Genomic DNA, 24,806 nt, shown 5'->3' on the forward strand with positions numbered 1-24,806 from the left:
AGCGCGATCCATGAGCAATAAGAACGAACAAGTCTCGACGCGCCACCAGAAGCTGGAGCGTAACGTCACTCTGATGGCAGTCGCCACTCTGGTGACGGTCGCGATCGGCGGGCTGGTGCAGATCACACCCCTGTTCTACCTCGACAATACGATCGAGAAGGTCGAGGGCGTGCGTCCCTACACCCCGCTGGAACAGGCCGGGCGCGACATCTACATCCGCGAAGGCTGCTATGTCTGCCATAGCCAGATGATCCGCCCGTTCCGTGACGAGGTTGAGCGCTACGGTTTCTACAGCCTTGCAGCGGAAAGCATGTACGACCACCCCTTCCAATGGGGCTCAAAGCGCACCGGTCCGGACCTGGCGCGTGTCGGCGGGCGTTATTCGGACTCCTGGCACGTCCAGCACCTTACCGACCCACAAAGCGTGGTGCCGGAAAGCGTGATGCCGCAATACGGCTTCCTCGCGGAGAATACGCTCACGGTGGCCGATCCGTCGGCCATGCTGACCGCACTCAGCCGCGTTGGCGTGCCCTACACCGAAACGGACATCGAAAAGGCCGCTGCTGACATGATCGCACAGGCAGATCCCGATGCCGATCCGGGTGACTTGGCCACACGCTATCCCAAGGCGCAAATCCGCGACTTTGACGGCGATCCCTCGCGCGTCACCGAAATGGATGCCCTGGTCGCCTATCTCCAGATGCTCGGCACGCTGGTCGACGTGAACAGCGCCGCTGCGCAGCAGGAACTGGCCGAGGAGAAAGGCCGATGAGCGACTACGACACCTGGCGCCATTTCGCAGACAGCTATGGCCTGCTGACCATGATGGTCCTGTTCCTGGTGCTGTGCGCATGGCCGTTCCGCCCGGGAGCGAAACACCGCAACGATGAAGCCGCCCACTCGATCCTGAAGGACCATGACGATGGCGAATGATCCGAACACCCCGAACCGCATCGACGAGCCCACCGGCACCGAATTCGTCGGCCACGAATGGGACGGCATCGAAGAGCTCAACACTCCGCTGCCGCGCTGGTGGCTATGGACTTTCTACGCGACGGTCGCCTGGGCGGTCGCCTATTCGGTAGCCTATCCGGCCTGGCCGATGCTGAGCCAGGCCACAGAAGGCATGATCGGCTGGACCAGCCGCGGACAGCTGGCCGACGAACTTGCCAAGGCAGAGGAAGGTCGCAGCGCCGTTCGCGCGCAGATCGCGGCGATCCCGACTGCAGAGCTGGCCGCCAATCCCGAGCTGCTGCAACAAGCAGCTGCCGGTGGCGCGGCCGCCTTCAAGGTCAATTGCGTGCAATGCCATGGCTCTGGCGCAGCCGGATCGGCTGGCTACCCCAACCTCAACGATGACGATTGGCTGTGGGGCGGCGATCTGGAAACGATCGAGCTCTCAATCCGCCATGGCATCCGCTGGGAAGGCGACGAGCAGACCCATCTGAGCCTAATGCCTGCATTTGCTGGCATGTTCAGCGATGCGCAGGTCAACGGCCTTGTCGGGCATGTCCTCTCGCTCAGTGGGCAAGGCCAGTCGAATGCCGCCGGGGCGCAGCTTTATGCGGACAATTGCCTTGCCTGCCACGGCCCCGCTGGCGGCGGCGACCGTGCCTTTGGCGCCCCTGCGCTCAATGACGCGATCTGGCTCTATGGCAGCACCGCCTCGGACATCCGTTCGCAGGTCCTGAACCCGCGGCATGGCGTGATGCCGGCCTGGCAAGGTCGCCTCGATCCGGTTACGATCAAGATGCTGGCTGCCTACGTCCATTCGCTGGGCGGCGGCGAGGCTACACCGGAGGCTGCGGCTGGGCCAGCGGCAGAGGGCAATGAACAACCCTGACGACCAACCTGCCAATCCCGGCGCTGACCAGCGCTGGGAGAGAGCTGTGACCGGCGCGGAAGCGCCAAAAGCGGCGGGGCGCAAACCCGCTCCGCCGCCTGTTCCCGAACCGCTCTACGAGAAGCATAAGACCGTTCACAACCAGCGGATCAACGGGCCGTTCCGTCGATTCAAATGGTTCGTGATGCTGGTCACGCTGGCGATCTATTACGTCACGCCATGGATCCGCTGGGACCGTGGGCCCTATGCCCCGGACCAGGCGGTGCTGGTCGATCTCGCCAACCGCCGCTTCTATATGTTCGGGATCGAGATCTGGCCGCACGAATTCTATTTCGTCGCCGGGCTGCTGATCATGGCCGGTATCGGCCTCTTCCTCGTCACCAGCGCCGTGGGACGGGCTTGGTGCGGATACGCCTGCCCGCAGACCGTGTGGACCGATTTGTTCCAGCATGTCGACCGGCTGGTCGACGGCGATCGCAACGCCCGCGCGCGGCTGGACAAGGCGCCCTGGACTGCGTCCAAGCTCGCACGCCGATTGTTCAAATGGTCGATCTATCTCGCAATCGCATTTGCCACCGGCGGCGCGTGGATTCTCTATTTCGCCGATGCGCCAACCTTGTTACGCGATTTCTTCACGCTGCAGGCAGCGCCGGTGGCCTATGCGACGGTGGGCGTGTTGACCGCGACGACCTTCACGCTGGGCGGTTTCATGCGCGAACAGGTCTGCATTTACATGTGCCCCTGGCCGCGCATCCAGACCGCGATGCTCGACGAAAAGTCGCTGATCGTCACTTACAAGGACTGGCGCGGCGAGCCCCGCGGCAGCGTGAAGAAGGCAGGGAAGAATCCCGGCGCCTTTGGCGATTGCATCGATTGCCTGCAGTGCGTGGCGGTTTGCCCCACCGGCATCGATATCCGCGAAGGGCCGCAGATCGGCTGTATCACTTGCGCGCTATGCATCGATGCCTGTGACCGTGTGATGAAGGACATCGGTCGCCCGCGCGGTCTGATCGACTACGCCACACTGGAAGATTGCGAGGCAGAACGGGCCGGCGAGCCGCCGCGTTCGGCATGGAAGGCGCTGATGCATCCGCGCACGCTGATCTATTCCGGCATCTGGGGCGGCATCGGCATCGCATTGCTGTTCGCATTGGGCGTGCGCAACCATACAGACTTGACCGTGTCGCCGGATCGCAACCCGCCGTTCATGCTGCTGCGCGACGGATCCGTGCGCAATGCCTACACGCTCAAGCTGCGCAATATGGAAAGCCGCCCGCGCGACATGGAAATCGCGCTGGAGGGACTTCCCGGCGCGGTGCTGTGGACCGACACGATTGCGCAGACCGATGCTGCGCGCAGCCATGTGCTCGAGGTTGGGCCGGACCAGACGCGGACTGTGCGCGCCTATGTCGCCGCACCTTCTGGAACGGCCCGCCAGAACTTCTCCTTTGTCCTGACCTCGCGCGATGAACAGGCCGAGCAAGACAGCTCCGAAACGCTGTTCAACGCACCCGGAGGCGAATGATGGCCAGGAAATCAATCCGAGGCGAGTTTACCGGTCGCCATATGCTGGCAGTGATGGTCACCGGCTTCGGGATCGTCATGGCAGTCAATTTCTACATGGCGGGGCTTGCGACCAGCGGCTTCGGCGGGCTGATCGTCGACAATACCTATGTCGCGAGCCAGAAGTTCAACGGCTGGCTGGATGAAGCCGAGCGGCAGCGCGCACTAGGCTGGGAAGCGCAGGCGACTCGCGCAGACGATGGGCGACTCGTGGTCGAAACCGCAGGACTTCCCGAAGCCGCCAAGGTCCGCGCCTTCCTGCGCCGCCCGCTGGGCGAACTGGAGCCGACCGAGATCGAACTGCAGCAGGTAAACCCGACCGACTTCAACTCGCCCGAGCCGTTGCATCCGGGGCGCTGGATCGTCCGGCTCGAAATCGACGCCGCCGGGCAAGCCTGGCGCGAGGAACAGCAATTGCCGTGAACGCACCGCACGCCTTTCCTGAGGCCGATAGGGGTAAACTTGTCGACAGCCGCTTCACGGTGCCCGGCATGCGCTGCGCAGGGTGCATCGCCAAGCTCGAGCGCGAGCTCCCCAAGGTGGAAGGCATAGCCGAAGCGCGCGTGAACTTCTCCGCCAAGCGGGTCGCGCTGCGCCATGATCCGGGCCTGACGGGCGAGCAGCTGATCGAAGCGATCGAAGCGCTCGGCTTTGAAGCGCAGCGCCTTGAGGACAATCCGCTGGGGCAGGACGATGCCGACCGCCGCATGCTGCTGCGCGCGACCGCTGTGGCGGGCTTCGGCATGATGAACGTGATGCTGCTGTCGGTCAGCGTATGGTCGGGCGCCGGCGGCGTGACCAAGCAATTGTTTCACTGGCTCTCCGCAATCATCGCGATCCCGGTGATCGCCTATTCCGGCAGGCCCTTCTTCGCTTCCGCATGGATGGCGCTGCGCCATGGCCGCACCAATATGGATGTGCCGATCTCGATCGGCGTGCTGCTGGCGACCGCGCTGAGCTTCTACGAGACCGCCACCGGCGGCGTGCACGCCTATTTCGACAGCGCGGTCATGCTGCTGTTCTTCCTGCTGTGCGGGCGAGCGCTCGACGCGATGATGCGCGGCCGGACACGCGCGGGAATCGATTCCCTGCTGGGACGCATGGGCAAGAGCGCGACGGTGCTGGCTGCAGATGGCAGCACCAGCCGGGTAGCTGCGGAAGATATCCGCCCGGGCATGGTGATGCTGGTCGCTGCGGGTGAAGCACTGGCGGCGGATGGCGAAGTGATCGACGGATCGAGCGCAATCGACAATTCGATGCTGACCGGAGAAAGCCGGCTCGAGCCGGTCGCGCCCGGCGCCCAGGTTCACGCCGGGACGATCAATGTGATGGCGCCGATCCGGGTGCGCGCAACCGAAGTGGCGAGCGACACGAGGATTGCCGAAATCGCGCGCCTGATGGACGAAGCAGGCCAGTCGCGCAGCCGCTATGTCCGCATCGCCGACCGCGCGTCGCGCACCTATGCGCCTGCAGTACACACGCTCGCCCTGCTCGCCTTCGTCGGTTGGATGCTGGCAGGCGTCGGCTGGCACCAGTCGCTGCTGATTGCGATCGCAGTGCTGATCATCACCTGCCCTTGCGCGCTGGGCCTGGCGGTACCGGCGGCGCAAGTCGTTGCCAGCAACACGCTGATCAAGCAGGGCCTGTTGGTAAAGGACGGGACCGCGCTCGAACGCCTGGCTGAGGTCGATTGCGTGCGCTTCGACAAGACCGGCACGCTGACGCTGGGCGAACCGCGCCCTGACCTGAGCGGCTTGGACAATACAGCAAAACCGATTGCTCTTGGCCTCGCACAGCACAGCCGACACCCGCTGAGCAAGGGGCTGGCGAAGGCGCTGCTCGCGCAAGGCGTGCTCCCCGCCCCACTCACCGATGTGACCGAGCGCCCGGGCGAAGGCATTTTCGCGCTGTCCGGCACGACGCCGGTGGCGCTCGCGCGTCCATCCGAGACGTCGGAACACCCGATGAGCGAACTTCGCATCGGCGAGAAACGCCAGCTGATCCATTATGCCGATCCTCTGCGTGAGGACATTGCAGAGACCCTGCACGAGCTGGAGGCGCTGGGGCTCGAATCCGAGCTTTTGTCGGGCGACCGAAAAGATGCTGTCGAGGCGGTCGCAAAGAAGTTCGGCCTGGCGAGCGCTGGCAGCCTTTCGCCGGCGGACAAGCTCGACCTGCTCAATGGCCTCAAGGCGCAAGGGTGCCATCCGCTGATGGTGGGCGATGGGCTCAATGACGGGCCAGCCCTCGCCGCCGCCCATGCAGCCATCGCACCCGGCACCGCAAGCGACGCCAGCCAGCAAGCGGCCGATGCGGTCTTTATCGGCGAGCGGCTGATCCCGGTCGCCAAGGCGGTGCAGGTGGCCAAGGCAACAATGCGGATCGTGCGGCAGAATTTCGTGCTCGCAATCGGCTATAACGTCCTTGCCGTGCCGTTGGCTCTGGCCGGTCTCGTCACCCCCCTCATCGCCGCGATCGCCATGTCGATCAGTTCGGTGATCGTGGTCGGCAATTCGCTGCGCCTGGCAGGAGCGGCGAAATGAACGGGTTGATGCTGCTGATCCCAGTGGCGCTCGGCATGGGCGCAATTGGGCTCGCGATGTTCTTCTGGGCGATGCGCGACGGCCAGTTCGAGGACCTCGACGGAGCGGCGCAGCGCATCCTGATCGACGATGACGAAGAGGACGAACAGTGCTGATCGCGCGCATGGCGGCTCTGGCGCTGGTGGCGGCATCATTGCCCGCGCCGCCCGCGCAAGCCGATGGCCCCTCCATCACCGCCCGGCTCTGCACCGGCGGCACGATCACGATCCCGCTTGGCGACGAACCGGCACCACTGCCCGAGCCCTGCCCGCTCAAGGCTTGCCATGCGGGCAGTTGCCGAAAGCAATTTGACCGATCGCAATGACCTGAAGCGTCCACAGCGGCATCAGGCTCGCATGTGGCCTTATCACCCTGAATTGCTGGCAACGCCGGTACCGCGATACACCAGCTTCCCGACTGCGGCTGAATTTGGCCCGATCCCCGGGCATGCCTTTATCGAAGCGCTTGAGCGCGTCGAGGGAGAGGTCTCTCTCTACGTTCACATCCCTTTCTGCGAAAAGATTTGCTTCTACTGCGGGTGCAACACCGCCGCGGCGGGGCGCCGGCAGCGGCTCGAGACCTATCTCGATGCCTTGCACCGCGAAGCAGCCTTGCTGGCGGATCACCTGCCGCGGGGGGTAACGGTCAAGCGCCTGTCATTCGGCGGCGGCAGTCCCAACGCGATCACTCCGCTCGACTTTGCGCGCCTGCTCAGCTGCCTGACGGTACATTTCCGGCTCGCCAGCCCCGACATCTCGATCGAGGTCGATCCGCGCGCGATGACCGAAGACTGGGCCGAAGCGATCGGCAGTTCCGGCATCACCCGCGCCAGCCTGGGTGTGCAGACCTTCTCGGCAAAGGCACAGGAGGCAATCGGACGCGTCCAGCCGACCGAGATGATTGAGCGAACGGTTGGCTGGCTGCGGCAGGCTGGCGTGACGTCGCTCAATTTCGACCTGATGTATGGCCTCCCCGGGCAGGTGTGGGAGGATCTCGAGGATACGCTGGAGCGCAGCCTGGCGCTGGGCGCAGACCGGATCGCACTGTTCGGATATGCCCATGTACCGCACATTATCCCTCGCCAAAGAGCAATACCGGCGGATGATTTGCCTGGCACGGCGGCACGCTTCGACATGGCCGCGCGCGGCTTCGACTACCTGACCGCTCGCGGCTATGCCCCGGTCGGGTTCGACCATTTCGCACGGGCAGCTACCGATCCGCTGGCCATTGCAGCCGCCACCGGCAGGTTGCGGCGGAATTTCCAGGGCTTCACCGATGACAGTTCTTCAGTCCTGATCGGATTGGGCGCTTCAGCAATCAGCAGCTTTCCCGAACTGCTGGCGCAGACGGAGAAGAACAATGGACGTTATCGCATGCTGCTATCGCAAGACCGCCTTCCGGTGGCGCACGGCATCAGGCGTTCGGCCGACGACCGCTATCGCGGCGCGGTGATAGAGCGGTTACTATGCGATGGAGAGGCGCGGCTGGGTGCGCGGCTCATGGGCGAAGCGCGGACTGCTTTGCAGCCGTTCATTGCGCGCGGGCTGGCCACGGTCGACGACGAATGGCTCAGGATTAAGCCGGACGGCCTGCCCTATTCGCGCAGCATCGCCGCGCTGTTCGATCCCTATCGGCAGGATTCGCAGCGCCGCTTCAGCTCGGCAGTCTAGAAGTTCGCTCGCTCAATCGCGGGCTTCCAGCCCGTGCTCGGCGCGCGCAATTTCGTGCAACCAGGCCGCGTGCTGCGGCGCCTTCTTGGTCTGGCTCCATTCGTCGAGCATCACCGGCGCGACGCGCTTCAGCTCGTCATACTGCTCCTGCGTGCCGATATCCGCCGCCAACTCGACCCGGTGGCCGTTGGGATCGAAGAAATAGATCGACTTGAAGATACCATGGTGGGTCGGGCCGAGCACATCGATCCCCAGCCCTTCGATATGCGCCTTGGCAGCCAGCAATTCCTCTTCCGATGCGACCCGAAAGGCGAGGTGCTGGACCCACTGCGGTGTGTTCTCGTCGCGCCCCATATCGGGCTGGTTGGGCAGTTCGAAAAAGGCGAGCACATTGCCATTCCCCGCATCGAGGAAGACATGCATGTAGGGGTCATAGGCGCCGGTTGACGGCACGTGGTCCTCGGCAAAGGCCGTGGTGTATTCCATCCCCAGCACCTTGCCATACCATTCGACCGTCTCCTTCGCGTCCTTGCAGCGATAGGCGGCGTGGTGGATACCCGAAGGCTTGATCGCGCTCATTCTGCGGGCTCCCCTTCCACTTCCAGCACGCCGCGGCGGATCTGGTCGCGCTCCATGCTTTCGAACAGCGCCTTGAAATTGCCTTCGCCGAAGCCGTCGTCCCCCTTGCGCTGGATGAATTCGAAGAACACCGGGCCGACCTGCGCCTCGGCAAAGATTTGCAGCAGCAGGCGCGGCTGGCCGCCTTCTGTGGTGCCATCGAGCAGGATGCCGCGCATCTTGAGCTGGTCGACCGGCTCGCCATGGCCGGGCAGGCGCTCGTCGAGCATCTCGTAATAGGTTTCGGGCGGCGCGGTCATGAAGGGCACGCCAAGCGACTTGAGATTGTCCCAGCACTTGACCAGATTGTCACAGATCAGGGCGATGTGCTGGATACCCTCCCCGTTGAATTCACGCAGGAATTCCTCGATCTGGCCCTTGCCGCCTTCACCTTCCTCGTTGAGCGGGATGCGGATTTTGCCGTCAGGCGCGGTCAACGCCTTGGACGTGAGACCGGTGTACTCGCCCTTGATGTCGAAGAAGCGGATCTCGCGGAAGTTGAACAGCGTCTCGTAATAGTCCGCCCAGTACTTCATGCGGCCGGTGTAGACGTTGTGGGTGAGGTGATCGATCAGTTGGAAGCCCGCGCCGACCGGGAATTTCTCGACGCCCGGCAAATATTCGAAATCGATGTCGTAGATCGACAGGCCTTCACCTGCGGCATCGGGATAGCGATCGACCAGGTAAAGGATCGCGCCGCCGATCCCGCGGATGGCGGGGATGTGCAGTTCCATCGGGCCAGTCTGGACCTGGACCGGCTCGGCGCCCTTCTCAAGCAAGTGGGCATAGGCCTTGCGCGCGTCGCGGACGCGGAACGCCATGCCGCAAGCCGAGGCGCCGTGCTCGCGCGCAAAGAACCATGCCGCGCTTTTGGGCTCATAATTGGCGATCAGGTTGATCTGGCCCTGGCGCCACAAATGGACGTCCTTCGACCGGTGGGTCGCGACATGGGTAAAGCCCATCGCCTGGAACACGGGCTCCAGAACGCCCTTTTCCGGGGCGCAGAACTCGACGAATTCGAAGCCGTCGAGGCCAGCGGGATTGTCGAACAGGTCGGTCGGGTGCTTGGTCATGCCATTCCTCGGACAGAATCAGGATAGTTTCGTTTGAAACTAAATACGTCAAAAAGCGCCTTTTGTCAAAAGCGCGCCAATCCTGCCATGGTTCCGCCGGTTCAGGCGACGCGGCCGATATTCCGCCCGCGTTCGTCCTGGGTCACCGCAAGCCTTCCCTCGAAGGGCTCTCCGCCTTCGAATAGCGCGCGCGTTGGCTCGTGCGAAAGGTCGGCATTTCCGCAAACCCGTACGCCGACCTCGTTGCGGCCGACAAAGATCGCCGCACTGCCATTCTTGCCGTGGTTGATGGTGTAAGTCTCGACGACAGCACTATCGAAAGCCCCTTCGCAGCGAGCAACGCCATCGTCAGCCTTGGGCAGTTTGGCGAAGCGATCGTTCGCGGACCAATCCGCCGGTGTCGTCGAATAGACGCCGGTCGAATATTTGCTCATCCAACCGCCGTTCGCACCCACCAGCGCATAGGAACCGCGATCCCTACGCACGCGGTCGACCGCTTCACACATCGCATGGGCCGAGTAATTATTGCCGGCCCCGCCGAAGAAAGGCAGCCCGCCGGTAAGGGTCAGCCCGCGCGGATCGTCGATCGCAATGCCGAAATGGTCGATCGCGTTGAACACCGGGATCGCGAAGCATGAGTAGAAGTCGAAGTAGGACATGTCGCTCATGCCCTTGCCTGCACGCCCGAGCGCCGCCTCGAGCGAGGCGATCGACGCCGGGCTGCGGCTGAGGTCGGGCCGCTGCGTCAGGTCAAGCTCGGTCGCGGCCGAGACTGCATGGATATGCACCCACTTGTCCTCCGGAACGCCGAGTTCGCGTGCCAGCTTCGCGCTGGCGACGATGATCGCCGCCGCCTGGTTCACTTGGTCGCGCGCCACCGTCATGCGAGTGTAGGGTTCGGCCACGATGCGATTGCGATCGGTGACGGTGGCAAGCTCCTCCAAACTGCGCTCGACCGGCGCGGCAGAATGGGGGTTGGCCGCAGCAACCCGGCTGAACGGTGCGAAGAGTTCGCCGATTTTCACGCGATATTGCTCGAGCGATAGCCCGAGATTGGCGCGCCGGCGGTTCTCGCACAGCGCATAGAGCGGGATAGCGCCCGCTGCCCCATGTGCCATCAGTCCCGGTTCGAGCAGCCCATCGAGGCCGAAGCCCCGATCCTCGATGCTGCCGCCCACTTCTTCGGACCAATCCGGCTTTATGCCCTTTGCAGACAGAGCCAGTACGGTCGAGATCGCTTCGGACCCGACGATCGCGGCGCATTGGCTTTCGCCAGCGGCGATTTCCGCAGCAAACTCGCCCAACATTTGCTGGTTCGTCTGCCCGCCGGTGGTCGAAAGGATCGCGCGGCGCGGATTCGCCCCCACACGCTTGGCATAGGCACGCGGGACATTGTCCGCACCGCCGAAGGGGCGCTCCGCACCCGGACGCGACATCTCGAACTGGCGGATCGCGGCGAGCGTGTCGATCGAACCCGCCAGATCGCCGCTCGCGCCGCCATCCGCGATCGCAGCCGCGAGCGCCCGTCCGCCGAGGTCCATATAGGACAGCGCTTCGTAGCCCTCGTCTTGAGGACGTTCGGAATACTGCCCTACCCCGATGATTACGGGCGTGTTGTCTGCGATCATGTACGTGCCTCAGTCGACGTAGTCGTCGACCCGCTCGACGATGATCGCCGGAGCCATGCCGCCTGCGGCGCACATGGTCACAAGGCCATAGCGCCCGCCGCGCCGTTCAAGTTCGTCGATCACCGTACCGATGAGGATCGAACCGGTCGCACCGATCGGGTGGCCGAGCGCGATCGATCCGCCATTGACGTTGACCTTGTCCCAGCTGAGCCCGAGATCGCGCACGAACTTTGCGGCGACGACCGCGAAGGCCTCGTTGATTTCGAACAGGTCGATGTCGTCAATCGACAGTCCTGCCTTGGCCAGCACCTTCTTCGCCGCAGGAACTGGCGCGTTGAGCATCAGCGTGGGATCATCGCCCATATTGGCGGTGGCAACGATCCGCGCACGCGGCTTGAGCCCGTGCTTGCGGCCGTAATCCGCGCTCGTCACCAGCACGGCGGCCGCCCCGTCGACCACGCCGGACGAATTGCCCGCATGGTGGAAGTTCTTGATGTCGAGATCGGGATACTTCTGGTTTACCAATTTGCGGAAGGTCGTGCCCTTTGCGTCGAGCGGGGCATCGGCAATCTTCGTGAAGGCGGGTTCGAGCTGCGCCAGGCCTTCCAACGTCGTTTGCGGACGCGGATATTCATCATGGTCGAGCAGGACGTTGCCTTCATCGTCCACGACTGGCACGATCGACTTGTTGAAGCGCCCGGCCGCAATGGCCTCGGCGGCGCGTTGCTGGCTTCGGTAACCGACCTCGTCCAGCTCTTCGCGAGTGAACCCTTCCATGCTGGCGATGGCGTCGCCGCAAATGCCCTGGTGGCTTTGCGGATGCACCTTCTGCAGGCGCTCATTATAGCTACCCATCATTGGCGGCTTGAGGCCGGCCTGCATCTTCTCCTTCGCCATCTGAGCGGTAAGGCTCATCATTTCGGTGCCGCCAGCGACGATGCAGTTTTCCATGCCGCTCATCACCTGCGCCGCCGCGAGGTTCACCGAAGTGATCCCGCCGCCGCAGAAACGGTCCAGCGTGGTGCCGCTGGAAGTGATGTCAAAGCCCGCGTCGAGCGAGGCCATGCGTCCCATGTCGCCTGCCTGCAGGCCATCCTGCGTTGAGACCGACCAGATCACGTCATCGACGGTTGCAGTATCCAAGTGGTTGCGATCCTTGATCGCCTTGAGCACGGTTGCTGCCAGATGCTGCGGGTGCTCGGCGGCGAGCGCGCCCTTGCCCTGCTTGCCAATTCCGCGAGGAGTGCGGACCGCGTCGATGATGTAGGCTTCAGCCATCGATTTATTCCTTTTGATGGGGCCACGGGCTTCCCGTGGACATGCTGTTCCACCTAGTTATATAAGTCGCAAATCGAGACGCAACACCTGCTATATTGGAGAGAGACGGCGCATGAGCGAAGAGCTTCTGACAGAAGAGCGTGATGGCATACTGATCATCACCATCAACCGGCCCGAGGCCAAGAACGCGATGAACAAGGCTGCGGCCGAAGGGATCGCGGCAGCGCTTGAGCGGCTCGACTCGGATGACAATCTGCGCGTCGGCATCATCACCGGTGCAGGTGGTACGTTCTGCTCAGGGATGGACCTCAAGGGCTTCCTGCGCGGCGAATCGCCCAGCATCGAAGGGCGCGGTTTTGGCGGCCTGACGCAAAAGGGCCCGATCAAGCCGCTGATCGCTGCCGTCGAAGGCTATGCGCTGGCAGGCGGGATGGAGCTGATGATCAGCTGCGACCTGATCGTGGCTAACAAAGGCGCCAAGTTCGGCATTCCCGAAACGAAGCGCGGGCTGGCGGCAGCAGCAGGTGGCCTGATGAAATTGCCTAGCATGATTCCGCCCAAGATCGCCATGGAACTGGCGCTTACGGGCGACTTCATCGACGCCCAGCGCGCTTATGAACTCGGCTTGCTCAACCGCGTCGTCGACGGTTCGGCCCTCGATGCGGCGATCGAGCTGGCCCAGAAAATCAACGAAAACGGCCCGCTGGCGGTACGCGTTTCGAAGCAGATCATCGAGGAATCGCGCGGCTGGGGTCCGGATGAACGCTGGGAAAAGCAGGCTAAGCTGCTGCCGCAAGTGTTCATGAGCGAAGATGCGCGCGAAGGCGCCGCTGCATTCGCCGAGAAGCGCAAGCCCAACTGGAAGGGGAAATAAGATGTCCGTACTCAATGTCCCCCAGCCCGAGTTCATGGAAGACGAGGAAATCGCGATCTTCGCTGACGCGGTTGGCAAGTTCTACCAGCAGCATGCCCCGGAAAAACGCATCCAGAAATGGCGCGAGGACGGCCAGGTCGAGCGCGAATTCTGGAACGAGGCCGGAGCGGCAGGGCTGCTCGGCGTTTCGGTACCCGCGGAATACGGTGGCCACGGCGGCGACTTCCGGCACGACCTGGTAGTGATCGACCAGCAGGGCAAGCACGGGGTGGAGGGCTTTGCTGCCTCGCTCCATAACACAGTGATCCTGCCTTACCTCGTCCGCCACGGAACCGAAGAGCAGAAGAAGAAATACCTGCCCAAGCTGGTTTCGGGGGAACTGGTCAGCGCGATCGCCATGACCGAGCCGGGCGTCGGCTCGGACCTGCAGTCGATCACGACCACTGCGGTCAAGGACGGCAATGGCTATCGGATCAATGGTGCGAAAACCTATATTTCGAGCGGCCAGATCGCAGACTTCATCATCATCGTCGCCAAGACCGATCCAAATGAACGCGCCAAGGGCATTTCGCTGATGCTGCTGGAGACCGAAGGCGCAGAAGGGTTCAAGCGCGGCAAGAAGCTCGACAAGATCGGGCTCGACGCAGCCGACACCTCGGAGCTGTTCTTCGACGATGTCTTCGTGCCGGCGGAAAACGTGCTCGGCGGGGTCGAGGGCAAGGGCTTTTACCAGTTGATGGGCGAGCTGCCGCAAGAGCGCCTGATCATTGCGGTGGGTGCGATCAACAGCATCGAGAAAGCGCTCGAAACCACGATCGACTATGTCAAGAACCGCAAGGCGTTCGGGCAGACGATCTGGGACTTCCAGAACACGCAGTTCGTGATGGCCGACCTGAAGGCGCGCGCCACGGCGGCACGCATTTTCGTCAATGACTGCATTGCGCGCCACATCAAGCGCGAGCTCGATGTCGCGACGGCCTGCATGGCCAAATACTGGGTTACCGAGCTGCAAGGCGAAGTGGTCGACAAATGCCTGCAGTTCCACGGCGGCGCAGGCTTCATCAACGACTACCCGATCGCGCGCATGTATCGCGACAGCCGCATCACTCGCATCTTTGGCGGCTCGAACGAAGTCATGAAGATGGTGATCGCGCGCTCGATGTAAGTTGCTACGACTTTACATCGCTGCAATGCAAAGGGGCGGCCCGCGCAAGCGAGCCGCCCCTCTTGTTTGGCCGACCGACGATCAGAAGCGCTTGCGCGCCGTGATCCCGTAAGTCCGCGGGTCGTCGATGAAGGCACTGCGGCCTGTCGCCAGCCCGCTGCCGGTGAGCGGAGTGTTGAAGGTGATGCCGCGGGTGATCTCGTTGAAGATGTTGCGGCCCCACAATTCGATCGCGAAGCTCTTGTCAGGCGAGCTGATGCCGAGGCGGGCATTCACCTTCACATTGGCATCCTGCATATCGAACGCGACAGGTCCGGTAATCACGCCACCAGAGGACAGCAGCCCCTTGGTGCTGGTGCGCCGCTCGGTCTCGTAACGGACATTGACGTTGGCCAGCAGGTTCCATCCGGTATCCGAGCTGATCGGACCGTCATAGGTCATGCCCCAGACGCCCACGACCTTCGGCGCATTGGTGAGCGAGGTCCCGCACAGTTCGAGCGCCGGATTGGGCCCGCCCGCAGCGGTATATCGCGCATCGCAATTGCTGCCGTATTTCGCGTCAGTGTAGGTCACCGAGAACGAGTTGCTCAGGTGCGGGGTCCAGGCGGCGAACAATTCGGCTTCGACACCCTTCGCGGTCACATCGTCGACGTTGAAGGTCTGGAACTGCGTGCCGGTGAATTCGAGCACCTGGAAGTTCGCCAGCTCGTTATAGAAGATGGCAAAGTTTGCGCGGCCGCGACCATTGAGGATAGTGGCCTTGAGCCCGACCTCATAGGAGTCGATCTCTTCCGACTGGAAGCGCGGGTCCCCACCGCTTGCAGCCGCAGTGGAGTCGAGGTTGAAACCGCCCGCCTTGTAGCCATGAGTGAAGCCCGCATAGGCCAGCAGGTCGGGATTGGGTTCCCAGCCGATCTGTGCGGTGTAGATGAATTCGTCATCCTTGAAGGTGAGGTCGAATTCCTTCGGCAGGAAGCTGACCCCCAGCGCCGGAGCAGCAAAGGGGAAGCAGTTGATGAAGGCGGCCGGGCCGTTCAGTGCCGGAAGTGCAAGTGCGCCCGCTACCGTGCTTCCGAGGATCGGCTGCAGGGCTGCGAAGGCATCCGCCTGCGGAGTGCCCGCAAGCGTCAGGCCGGCGAGGCAGGCCGGATTGCTGGCGGCGAGCTGGTCATAGCTGCCATCCTTCCGGTCATCGACATAGCGCGCACCGAGTGTCAGATTGAACGTATCGGTGATGTTGATGATGTTGTGAGTGAAGACAGAGAAGCTCTCACCCTTCTGCTCATAATGGTTGTAGCCATAGCTATTGTCAGCGCTGATCGGCGTCGAGAAGATGCCCGGATTGGGCGATCCCGCAAGCACCGAATTGAGATAGGCGCCCGATTGCGCGACCAGGCCGAGGTAGGCCGGAGCAAGCGCGCCGAGCACGCTGCCGAAGTTGGCCTGCCCGACATAGGCTTGAAAGTCCGGGCCGAGGGTAAGGCTGGCTTCTTCGACAATCTTCTCGTCTGCGTAATAGACGCCAACCAGCCAATCGAGCACATCATCGAAGGCGGAACCTTGCAGTCGTGCTTCGGCAGTGAAGGTCATGATATCGTCAAAGGTCGGCGGAAGGTTGTCTTCTGTTACACCCGCGACCGAATAGACCTGCACACCCTGAAAGTCGTCCTGGATGCTCTTCGCGTGGAAGTCCCGATAGGCCACCAGGGTGGTCAACTCTGCCGGCCCGAAGTCCCAGCTCAGCTCACCCGAGATGCCCCATTGCTCGTTGCCATTCACGAACATTTCGGAGTTTCCGAACAGCTGGTTCTTCTTGATCGAGGGCAGCGAGACTTGGCCCGTGGCCGCCGGCAGGAACGGCGCGACGAAGCCATTGGGATAGGCCGCAGCAACAAATGGCGCGGTGTAATTGGCCCCTGGCGACAGCGTGATTGCATCGCAGCACAGTTCGTCGGCCTTCTGGTAGTCGCCGATGATGCGCAGGCTGATGTCGGGGGTCGGCTCCCACAGCGCCTGGCCGCGGATCATGTAGCGATCCTTGTCGTTCACGTCATTGCCGCTGGCGTCGATCAGGAAACCGTCGCGCTTGCGGTAGGCACCGGTAAGGCGAACGCCTAAAGTCTCGCCAACAGGAGCGTTGATCGCGCCCTGCACGTTCATGAAGTCGTAATTGCCGTAGCTCGCCTGCACAAAGCCGCCGAACTCGTTGAGATCGGGTGGATTGTTGCGAACGACAACGGCGCCAGCGGTGGTGTTACGACCGAACAGGGTACCCTGCGGGCCGCGCAGGATTTCGACCTGCTGCACATCGACCAGTTCGCCGAGCGCGATGCCCGGGCGCGACTGATAGACGCCGTCGATGAAGACGCCGACGGCGCTTTCAAGCCCGATGTTGTTACCGGTGGTGCCAATACCGCGAATACGGATCGAGGTACCTTGCGATTCCGTCTGTGACGACTGGATATTGAAGCTCGGCGCGACGGTCGAAAGCGTCTGGATATTGGTGATGCCCTGCCGCTGCAGTTCCTGCGGGGTCACCGCAGTCACCGCGATCGGAATATCCTGCACGTCCGACGCGCGCAGCGTGGCCGTGACGATGATCACGTTTTCGTCCATTTCCGACTCTGCCTGAGCGGCCGAGCCGGCATCCTGCGCAAGTACCGGTGATGTCAGAAAGCTGCCTGCCAGCAGGCCCGCTGCGAAAGTCGCCAACTTACGTTGCATAGGTTCCTCTCCCAAAAAACCTTATATTTGTGCGCGAAAGCTATCACTCAGGCGACTCATGTAACAAGAGCTCTGCCGTCCAAGCGGCCGAGACAATGTTCACCCGATGCAAAATTGGCACAGTTGCGGTTGCACGACGGAAAAAGGGAGTTTCGCGAAAGCTCAAAAGCCGTAGCGTAGACCTGCCCACAAGGTACGCGGGGCTCCAAGGTCGGTCGAGCCCCCGGAATTGCGAGTCACGATCCTCTCGCCGGTCAAATTCTCGCCCCTCAGCACGAGTTGGAGCTTATCGCGCAGCGTAACTCGCGCAAAAAAGCCCAAAGTCGTGGCGGGCGGCAAGCGGTCGGTTTCCTGCTCGTCCTCATATTGCGCGCCGACATGCCTCAGCGTCGCAGCAAGCTCCCAGCCCACGGCGGGAGTCCAGGCGAAGGTTGTCGATGCAGCCCAGCGCGGAGTTTGTGGCGGGCGGTTTCCGTCGACATCGGCGGAGGCACCGCGCCCCTCAATCGAAGCATCGCTGTAAACGATCGAGCTATCCAGCCTTACGCTTCCCAGCACAGCCTTGGCAGAGGCCTCAATGCCCCTCGCCTCGATCGCAGGAAGGTTCTGGCGCTGGCGCAGGATCTGCGTCAGCGTGACATTGGCTATCGCGTTCTCGACCCGGTTCTCGAACGCGGTCATCGAAAGTTCGAAACGATCGCTCGGCGAGAAATCGAACCCGGCTTCGAAGCCCTCGAGCCGCTCGTTGCGAAGCTCTGCATTGGCTTCCGTAACAACAGGGAACACCACGAAGGGTCGATAAAGCTCGTTGAGTGTAGGCAAGCGGAGCCCGGTGTAGGCCGCCGCGCGCAGCCGCAATGCGTCGCTTGCATCGAATGCTGCCCCTGCGCGCCAAGACAGCGCCCAATCCGCCCGGTCCAAGGCCACGGTCTCGTCCACCAAAGCTCCAAGCGCATCGACCGCCCTGTAGAAGCCGTCGGCAATGGAAGTGCGGTCGGCCCGCAAGCCGCCGGTCAGCGTGAGCGCGCCAGCCCGCCAGTCATCTTCGACGAACAGGCCGAGATTGGTGTTGGTGCCGCCCGCGCGGCGCCTTTCGCTGAGGTTGCCGGTGAAGGCGCTATAGGCCTCTTCCTGGAGCTCTCCCTCGGCGCGGCGATAGTCGATCCCCAGCCGCAACGTGTGGTCCCCACCCACGGGCGGCCGAAGCTCGAACTTGCTCCCCAGCCCGGTCGACGGCGTGTTGCGCTGATCGAGCACACGCACGAAGCGGGTCGCACTGACGACTACGTTCGAGAAATTGCGCGCCTGCACATAGGCCACGGCATCGAACTGCCAATCGCCGCGCCCGACCAGCCGCAAGCTGGCATCCTGGCCTTCGCTCGACGAATCCGCGCCATCGAACCGCAAGGTGCGTTGATCGCGGAAAGCCAGCACACGTGCCTGAAGTTCGACCGTGTCCGACAGAGGCGCGACGCCGCGTAGGCCCACCGACCAGCTATCGAAGGCGGCACGCGCGCTGGCGGGCACACGCTCGTCTCGCGGTGTGGTGTAGAAGCCCTGCCCGCGATCCCAGCGCGCGCTCAGCACGCCAAAGCCGCTGCCCAGTTCCTGCGCCAGCGATGCGCTGGCTTCGGTTTCACTACGATCGTTCGTCAGCAGGCTCGCCGCAAAAGGGCCAAGGGCAGCGGCATCGGCGCTCTCGAGTTCGATTGTCCCCGCGAGCGCCCCCGCGCCGAATGGCCCTGAGCCGCCGCCCCGGGTCACGCGGATCGCGGCCAGCTGCTCCGGCGCAATCGCGCTCAGCGGAATATAGCCGAAGAACGGGTCAGCCATCGGAACGCCGTCGAGCAGCACCAGTGCCCGGCTGGTGGCGTTGCCCCCCAGGGCGCGCAGCGTCACCCCTTGGGCGCTGGGGTTGGACGATCGGCTGTCCGATCGGCGGAATTGCTGGAAGCCCGCGACATTGACCAGCACGTCTTCGATCCGGCCGGAAGGCGCAGCCACGATTTCAGCGCGTTCGATCTCGCTCACCGCATAGGCCACCACGGATGGAGCCTGGGCCAGGCCTTCGCCTATGACCACGATTTCGCCTTCTGCTTCGTCGGGCGCTTGCGTGCTGTCTTGAGCGACAGCGGGGATCGCAATCAGGGCGGTGGTTGCAGTCAGGAAAAGCCGGGCAGGTATGGACATGGCGCGCGCCCTAACCCATCCTCTCATTCCAGTCAGTTGCAAAATGCCATTCGAACTACCATTCTGGGATGGACTATGCTTACATCGGTGTAAGTAAGGGAGAGAATTCGATGCTCGCAACCCCGCCCGATTTCGATGTCCTAATCGTTGGCGCCGGCATTTCCGGCATCGGCATGGCCGCACATCTGGAGATGATGTGCCCCGGCCGCAGTTACGCCATTGTCGAACGGCGCGATCAGATCGGGGGCACGTGGGACCTGTTCCGCTATCCCGGCATCCGTTCGGACAGCGACATGCACACGCTCGGCTTCGTGTTCGAACCATGGAAGCACGAAAAGTCGATCGCCGACGGCCCATCGATCCTCGAATATCTCAATCGCATCGCCGATGAACGCGGCATCAGGCCGCACATCCGCTTCGGCTACAAGGTCGTCTCGGCCGATTTCCGGCCCGACGAGGCACGCTGGCACGTCACGGTCGAGCTGGCCGATGGCGAGCGCAAGCTGCTCACCGCCAACTTCATCTATCTCGGCGCCGGCTATTACGACTACGACGATCCCTATGACGCCGGGTTCGATTTCAGCGAATTCGAAGGCGATGTGATCCATCCGCAGTTCTGGCCGAAGGACTATGACTACACCGGCAAGAAAGTTGTGGTGGTCGGATCGGGAGCGACCGCCGTCACGATCGTGCCGTCGATGGCCGACAAGGCAGCCCATGTCACCATGCTGCAGCGGACGCCCACATGGATGTTCTCGCGCCCCGCAAAGGATGCAATCGCCAATTTCCTGCGCAAGGTCCTGCCGGAAAAGGTCGCCTATGCGATCACTCGGTTCAAGAACATCACGATGCAGGATTTCAGCTTCAAGGCGGCGCGCAACAAGCCTGAGAAGGTGAAGCAGGCTCTGCACAAGCGGATCGAGAAGGCGTTGGGCAAGGATTACGACAAGGAAGCCTTCACCCCGCCTTACAACCCGTGGGAACAGCGGCTGTGCCTCGTGCCGGACAATGATTTGTTCGACGCGATGAAATCGGGCCGGGCATCGGTCGTCACCGGGAATATCGCCAAGTTCGAGAAAAACGGCGTCCGGCTGACGTCTGGCGAACTGCTTCCGGCCGATATTATCGTCACCGCCACCGGGCTCAAGCTGGCGATCGCCGGCAAGATCAAGATCAGCGTGACGGGCGAACCGGTCGATTTCAGCCAGCGCTATTACTACAAGGGCTGCATGTTCTCGAACCTGCCGAACCTTGCGGTGGTGTTCGGCTATCTCAACGCCAGCTGGACGCTGCGCGCGGACATCAATTCCGAATTCGTCTGCCGTGTGCTCAATCACATGGAAGCGACCGGGACTAACCTCGCCACCCCTGTGCTGACGGCGGCGGCCGAAGCGAAGATCGAAGATGACGACCTGTTCGACTTCTCCTCGGGCTATATCCAGCGCGGCAAGCACATCATGCCCAAGAGCGCCAAGGATTACCCATGGCGGCTCAACCAGGAATATGTGTTCGATCGCAAGGTGCTGCGGCAGGGTGATGTCGACGACGGCTTGCTGAGCTTCACCCGCGCCGGGGCCAATGCAGTGATGGAGGAAGAACAGCTTGAAGCGGCGGAATAACAGCCCCCTTCCCTCGCGCTGCGCTGTCCACTAACGCCTGGAATATGAGCGCATCGGATAAGATCTGGACCGCAGGGCTCGTCGTGATCGGCGACGAGATCCTGTCTGGCCGCACCCATGACAAGAATATCGCCCAGGTGGCGAGCTGGCTGCAGGTCCAGGGCATTCGCCTTGCCGAAGTGCGCGTGGTGCCCGATGTCATCGATCGCATTGTCGAGGCGGTGAACACACTTCGTGCGCAGAATGATTACCTCTTCACCACTGGCGGCATCGGCCCGACACATGACGACATCACGGTGGACGCGGTGGCGGAGGCGCTGGGCGTGCCGGTGGTCATCCACCCGCAGGCACGCGCCATCCTCGAACGCTATTATGCCGACAAGCCGGGCGGCCTGAACGAAGCGCGGCTGCGCATGGCCCGCGTGCCCGAAGGCGGCGAGCTGATTCCCAACCGCATGTCCGGCGCGCCTGGGATCAAGCTCGGCAATGTCTTCCTGATGGCAGGCGTGCCGCACATCACCGCAGGCATGCTCGATGCCCTTACGGGCACACTGGAGGGCGGCGCTCCACTGCTCTCTGAAACCGTGGGCTGTTGGGTCCCCGAAAGCGAAGTGGCCACGCTGCTGCGCGAGGTCGAGAAGGCGCATGAGAAGTGCCAGATTGGCAGCTATCCTTTCTTCCGCGAAGGCCGCGTGGGCGCCAATTTCGTGGTTCGATCGACCGATGCCGACGCATTGCAAAGTTGCGTGCATGTCTTGTGCGAAGGCCTGGGCGAACTCGGTCATGACTTCACGCCCGGTGGCATCTGACGTCAGCGAGGCACTGGCCTAGTAACAATTCGGCCTTTGTAGCTCTGCCAACTCGCCCTATCCTCCCCGCAAGGGGAGAGGGCACGATATGAATTTCCTTCTGATCTTGCTGCTTGGCACTGCCGTGGTCTGGCTGTGGAAGCGGGTGAACCGGCTTGAGCAGAGCATCTCCACGCTCGAATACCGCACCGCGAAGGAAGCCCGCGCACAGGAAGATCGGATCGAAGCGCAAGAGCGGCCCAGTGAGGCTGCTACTGTTTCCCGCCCGAGCGTCCCGCTAACACGCAGCGAAGAGCCACCGGAGGCGGTGGCGCAAGAGGCCGAGCCCCCACCTGCCGAACCAACACCCGCATGGGAGCCTGAATGGGCGAGCCAGGCCGCGCCCGATCTCGCGCCAGAAGTGGAGCAGGCGGTCGAAGAGCCGAGCCAGCGCTTCCAGTTCGATTTCGAGGATGTTTTCGGCAGGCGCCTGCCAATCTGGGCCGGCGGCATCACATTGGCGATCGCGGGCGTTTTCCTGGTCCGGTACTCGATCGAATCCGGCCTGTTGACGCCCGTGGTGCGGGTGGCGCTGGCCTTCCTCTTCGGCTTCCTGCTGCTTGGCGGTGCCGAATGGGCCTGGCGCAACGAAGAGAAGGTAGCCGATCCGCGCGTGCGCCAATCGCTCGCCGGAGCGGGCCTCGCAACGCTCTATGCCGCGTTCTACCTCGCCGGGACGCAATACGGACTGGTCGGGCAGACCGTGGCGTTCCTTGGGCTGGCGGCGGTCACCGCGGGATCCATCGCGCTGTCCTTCCGCTTCGGCCTGCCCTGCGCCGTATTGGGCCTTGTCGGAGGCTTCGCCGCGCCGGCGCTTGTCGGCGGCGAGGAAGCCAATTTGCCGCTGCTGTCGCTCTACCTTGGCCTTGTCACCGCCGGGCTGACCGTAACCGGCGAGCGCCAGTCCCGCCCATGGCTGTCGATCGCAGCGCTGGTTTTCGGCCTTGGCTGGGGCGCAGTGCTGCTGCTGGCAGGCGATCCCGGCGTGGCCGAAGTGATCGCGCTTGGGCTCTATTTCGTGGTGCTGGGGGCAGTGCTTCCCGCCTTTGCCGGGGCGCAAGGCTTCGAACGACCATTGCGCTTCGGCTCCGCGCTGGTCGCCAGCGTCCAGCTGGCGCTGCTGGTCGACCAGGCCGGCTATTCGCCGCTGGTCTGGGGGCTCTACCTGCTGCTGGGTGGCACGCTTGCCTTCCTTGCATGGCGCAAGCCCGAATTGCGCGAGACGAGCGCGGTCGCCGCGGTGGTCGCCATATTGCTACTGGCGCAGTGGGACGGTGCCCAGCCCATGATGTTCGCGCTCGTGACCGCAGGCATCGCGACCGTCTACGCGGCGGTGCCGCTGGCGCATCTCTGGCGCAGCGAAGCGACCCGGATCGACCTGTTCCAACTTGCTGGCGCGCCCATCGCGCTCGCATTGGTGGCCTATGCGACGTTCGGCGATCCCGATGCGGACGTTCCCGAGCTGCAGCTTGCGCTAGCGGTCGCCGCGCTTTCGGCATTCCCGCTGGCGGGCGCGTGGCGGATCTGGAACGGCGAGAAGTCCGGCGACCTCGCATTACTGCTCGCGATCGGCTCGCTCATGCTGTTCGGGGCCATGCTGCTGGTCACGCCCGCTTGGCTGGCGGTGGCGATGGCGACGCTGGTCTTTGCCGGGCTGTTCGCCTTGCTGCGCGAACGCAGCGACATGCCTTTGCACGCCCTGCCCTGGGCCGCTGCCTCCATATCCCTGCTTGCCCTGTTCGGATCGACATATCTCGGCGCCGAGATGGTGCGGCTTGGCGGCGGGACCAGCGATGGCGACTTGCTGACAGCCGGGATCCGCTGGCTGGCGGCATTGCTGCCATGGTGCGTCCTAGCCTGGTCCGAGAGTGACAAGCGCGGGCGCGGCATCGCCGAAGTATTGGCGGCACTGGTCGCCTATGGCCTGGTGGCGCAGTTCCTGCCCGAAACAGCCTTGACCTGGGCCGCCGCGGTCGGCGCGATCGCGCTGTGGCAATTGCAGCCGGGCCGCATCGCGGCGCAGCTCACACTCGTTGTGCTGACCGCATTGTGGGCGATTGCGCCACTCGCCACATGGCTTGCCGGAGGCGTGGCCGCCCTGCTTGGCGATCCGATGCTCTGGCGCGACCTCCCCTCCATGCGCGACTTGCTGGTCCGGGTACTGCCGCTCGCTGCAGTACTGGCGGCGGTGCGCCTGCCCCTGCCCGAGGGATCGAGCCGCTGGCTGCCGCACTCCTACCTGCTGGCAATCCCGATCGGTTTCGTGATCCTTCACACGCTGTACAAGCAGCTGTTCGCGATCGACACGGTTACGGGCTTCACCGACTATGGCATGGCGGAGCGGACGCTGTGGCAAGCGCTATTGCTGGCAGCGGCGGTGGCGCTCGATCGCGGGCTGCCGAAACTGGGCCCGCAGCCGCGCCTCGGCGCGCTGGTCGCCGGATTGGCACTGGCCCATGCGCTGTGGTTCACCGGTATGCTGCACAACCCCTTGTGGAGCAGGCAGGCAGTCGGGCCGACGCCGATTGCCAACCTCGTGCTCGCCGCAGGGGCAATCGCCAGCATTGCCGCGCTGATGCTGCGGCGCCATGCCGCCGGGCTGCCGCGCGCCATTGTCGACGGCGCGATCATGCTGGTGGTCGGCGTGGCCGCGCTGGCGCTCCTGCGCCAGGCATTTGCAGGCAGCATATTGGTCGATGTGCCGATGACGCAGGCGGAGGATTTGCTGCGCTCGCTGCTTGGCATACTTCTGGCGCTAGGCTTCCTCTTCATCGGGAACCGCTTGGCCGAACGCAGCTGGCGGATCGGTTCGCTGGTCTTCATGCTGCTGGCCGTGGCCAAGGTGTTCCTGTGGGACGCCGCCGGGCTTGAGGGCTTGTTGCGGATCGCCAGCTTTATGGCGCTGGGTTTCAGCCTGATCGGGATCGGCTGGGTCTATGCCCGGCAGCTGAGGGGAACGCCGAGCGCTTCTCCGCCCGAATGACATAGCCGTTCGTCGCTCAGCGATGCGACACATGCGACACATGCGACACTGTCTAAGCAGAAAACTCTCGGCTCGTCATTGCGAGCGTAGCGAAGCAATCCATGCAAACGCGAGCCAAGGTGGATTGCCACGTCGGCTGCGCCTTTTC

The 24,806-nt window shown here is 63.3% G+C and carries 20 protein-coding genes; 14 read left to right on the forward strand and 6 right to left on the reverse strand.

All coding sequences use genetic code 11. From position 1 onward, the window contains the following. Positions 1–10 precede the first annotated feature (10 nt). The 9 genes from ccoO to hemN are packed head-to-tail and all read left to right on the forward strand — an operon-like array spanning position 11 to position 7,658. On the forward strand, positions 11–772 hold the full coding sequence (gene ccoO, locus ACUJ47_RS06290) for a cytochrome-c oxidase, cbb3-type subunit II (protein ID WP_445537559.1): 762 nt from the start codon (positions 11–13) through the stop codon (positions 770–772). After that, a complete protein-coding gene (locus ACUJ47_RS06295) occupies positions 769–933 on the forward strand; it encodes a cbb3-type cytochrome oxidase subunit 3 (RefSeq protein ID WP_445537560.1) in 165 nt (54 codons plus the stop codon). Before ccoO ends, ACUJ47_RS06295 begins: the two co-directional genes overlap by 4 nt. Beyond that, the gene (gene ccoP, locus ACUJ47_RS06300) at positions 923–1,843 is read left to right on the forward strand and encodes a cytochrome-c oxidase, cbb3-type subunit III (protein WP_445537561.1); all 921 of its coding nucleotides are present in this window, start codon (positions 923–925) and stop codon (positions 1,841–1,843) included. Before ACUJ47_RS06295 ends, ccoP begins: the two co-directional genes overlap by 11 nt. Further along, on the forward strand, positions 1,830–3,368 hold the full coding sequence (ccoG, locus tag ACUJ47_RS06305; protein ID WP_445537562.1) for a cytochrome c oxidase accessory protein CcoG: 1,539 nt from the start codon (positions 1,830–1,832) through the stop codon (positions 3,366–3,368). Before ccoP ends, ccoG begins: the two co-directional genes overlap by 14 nt. After that, on the forward strand, positions 3,368–3,829 hold the full coding sequence (locus ACUJ47_RS06310) for a FixH family protein (protein ID WP_445537563.1): 462 nt from the start codon (positions 3,368–3,370) through the stop codon (positions 3,827–3,829). The genes ccoG and ACUJ47_RS06310 overlap by 1 nt, the downstream gene beginning before the upstream one ends. Further along, entirely contained in the window at positions 3,826–5,949 is a 2,124-nt protein-coding gene (locus ACUJ47_RS06315; protein ID WP_445537564.1) for a heavy metal translocating P-type ATPase, read from the forward strand. The genes ACUJ47_RS06310 and ACUJ47_RS06315 overlap by 4 nt, the downstream gene beginning before the upstream one ends. Beyond that, entirely contained in the window at positions 5,946–6,104 is a 159-nt protein-coding gene (gene ccoS / locus ACUJ47_RS06320) for a cbb3-type cytochrome oxidase assembly protein CcoS (protein ID WP_445537565.1), read from the forward strand. Before ACUJ47_RS06315 ends, ccoS begins: the two co-directional genes overlap by 4 nt. Then, positions 6,098–6,313: a hypothetical protein gene (locus tag ACUJ47_RS06325; RefSeq protein WP_445537566.1), complete on the forward strand. Its 216-nt coding sequence runs from the start codon at positions 6,098–6,100 to the stop codon at positions 6,311–6,313. Before ccoS ends, ACUJ47_RS06325 begins: the two co-directional genes overlap by 7 nt. Positions 6,314–6,344: 31 nt before the next feature. Beyond that, positions 6,345–7,658 (forward strand): oxygen-independent coproporphyrinogen III oxidase, encoded by a 1,314-nt coding sequence (gene hemN / locus ACUJ47_RS06330; protein WP_445537567.1) that lies wholly within the window; start codon positions 6,345–6,347, stop codon positions 7,656–7,658. Between the two features lie 12 nt (positions 7,659–7,670). Here the strand turns inward: hemN and ACUJ47_RS06335 are convergent, their stop codons facing one another. From ACUJ47_RS06335 to ACUJ47_RS06350, 4 genes are all read right to left on the reverse strand, one after another. Further along, entirely contained in the window at positions 7,671–8,237 is a 567-nt protein-coding gene (locus ACUJ47_RS06335) for a VOC family protein (RefSeq protein ID WP_445537568.1), read from the reverse strand. Then, positions 8,234–9,349 (reverse strand): 4-hydroxyphenylpyruvate dioxygenase, encoded by a 1,116-nt coding sequence (hppD, locus tag ACUJ47_RS06340; RefSeq protein ID WP_445537569.1) that lies wholly within the window; start codon positions 9,347–9,349, stop codon positions 8,234–8,236. Before hppD ends, ACUJ47_RS06335 begins: the two co-directional genes overlap by 4 nt. 101 nt (positions 9,350–9,450) lie before the next feature. Further along, entirely contained in the window at positions 9,451–10,977 is a 1,527-nt protein-coding gene (locus ACUJ47_RS06345; protein WP_445537570.1) for an acetyl-CoA acetyltransferase, read from the reverse strand. 9 nt (positions 10,978–10,986) lie between these two features. Continuing rightward, positions 10,987–12,255, reverse strand: coding sequence for an acetyl-CoA C-acetyltransferase (locus ACUJ47_RS06350; RefSeq protein ID WP_445537571.1), 1,269 nt, complete (start codon positions 12,253–12,255; stop codon positions 10,987–10,989). Positions 12,256–12,367: 112 nt separating this feature from the next. Here ACUJ47_RS06350 and ACUJ47_RS06355 point away from each other — a divergent pair, with 112 nt between their 5' ends. Both ACUJ47_RS06355 and ACUJ47_RS06360 read left to right on the forward strand, forming a co-directional pair. Continuing rightward, positions 12,368–13,129: a crotonase/enoyl-CoA hydratase family protein gene (locus tag ACUJ47_RS06355; protein ID WP_445537572.1), complete on the forward strand. Its 762-nt coding sequence runs from the start codon at positions 12,368–12,370 to the stop codon at positions 13,127–13,129. A 1-nt stretch (position 13,130) separates the two neighbouring features. Next, on the forward strand, positions 13,131–14,294 hold the full coding sequence (locus ACUJ47_RS06360) for an acyl-CoA dehydrogenase family protein (protein ID WP_445537573.1): 1,164 nt from the start codon (positions 13,131–13,133) through the stop codon (positions 14,292–14,294). Positions 14,295–14,375: 81 nt separating this feature from the next. Here the strand turns inward: ACUJ47_RS06360 and ACUJ47_RS06365 are convergent, their stop codons facing one another. Then, positions 14,376–17,018, reverse strand: coding sequence for a TonB-dependent receptor (locus ACUJ47_RS06365; protein WP_445537574.1), 2,643 nt, complete (start codon positions 17,016–17,018; stop codon positions 14,376–14,378). A 162-nt stretch (positions 17,019–17,180) separates the two neighbouring features. Continuing rightward, a complete protein-coding gene (locus tag ACUJ47_RS06370) occupies positions 17,181–19,208 on the reverse strand; it encodes a TonB-dependent receptor plug domain-containing protein (protein WP_445537575.1) in 2,028 nt (675 codons plus the stop codon). Between the two features lie 110 nt (positions 19,209–19,318). Between ACUJ47_RS06370 and ACUJ47_RS06375 the strand changes: the two genes are divergently transcribed. From ACUJ47_RS06375 to ACUJ47_RS06385, 3 genes are all read left to right on the forward strand, one after another. Beyond that, positions 19,319–20,827, forward strand: coding sequence for a flavin-containing monooxygenase (locus tag ACUJ47_RS06375; RefSeq protein WP_445537576.1), 1,509 nt, complete (start codon positions 19,319–19,321; stop codon positions 20,825–20,827). 44 nt (positions 20,828–20,871) lie between these two features. After that, complete coding sequence (locus ACUJ47_RS06380; protein WP_445537577.1) at positions 20,872–21,636, forward strand: competence/damage-inducible protein A; 765 nt, start codon at positions 20,872–20,874, stop codon at positions 21,634–21,636. 88 nt (positions 21,637–21,724) lie between these two features. Continuing rightward, positions 21,725–24,658, forward strand: a complete 2,934-nt coding sequence (locus ACUJ47_RS06385; protein WP_445537578.1) for a DUF2339 domain-containing protein — start codon at positions 21,725–21,727, stop codon at positions 24,656–24,658. Positions 24,659–24,806 lie beyond the last annotated feature (148 nt).

The sequence above is a fragment of the Altererythrobacter sp. Z27 genome, from assembly GCF_052683155.1.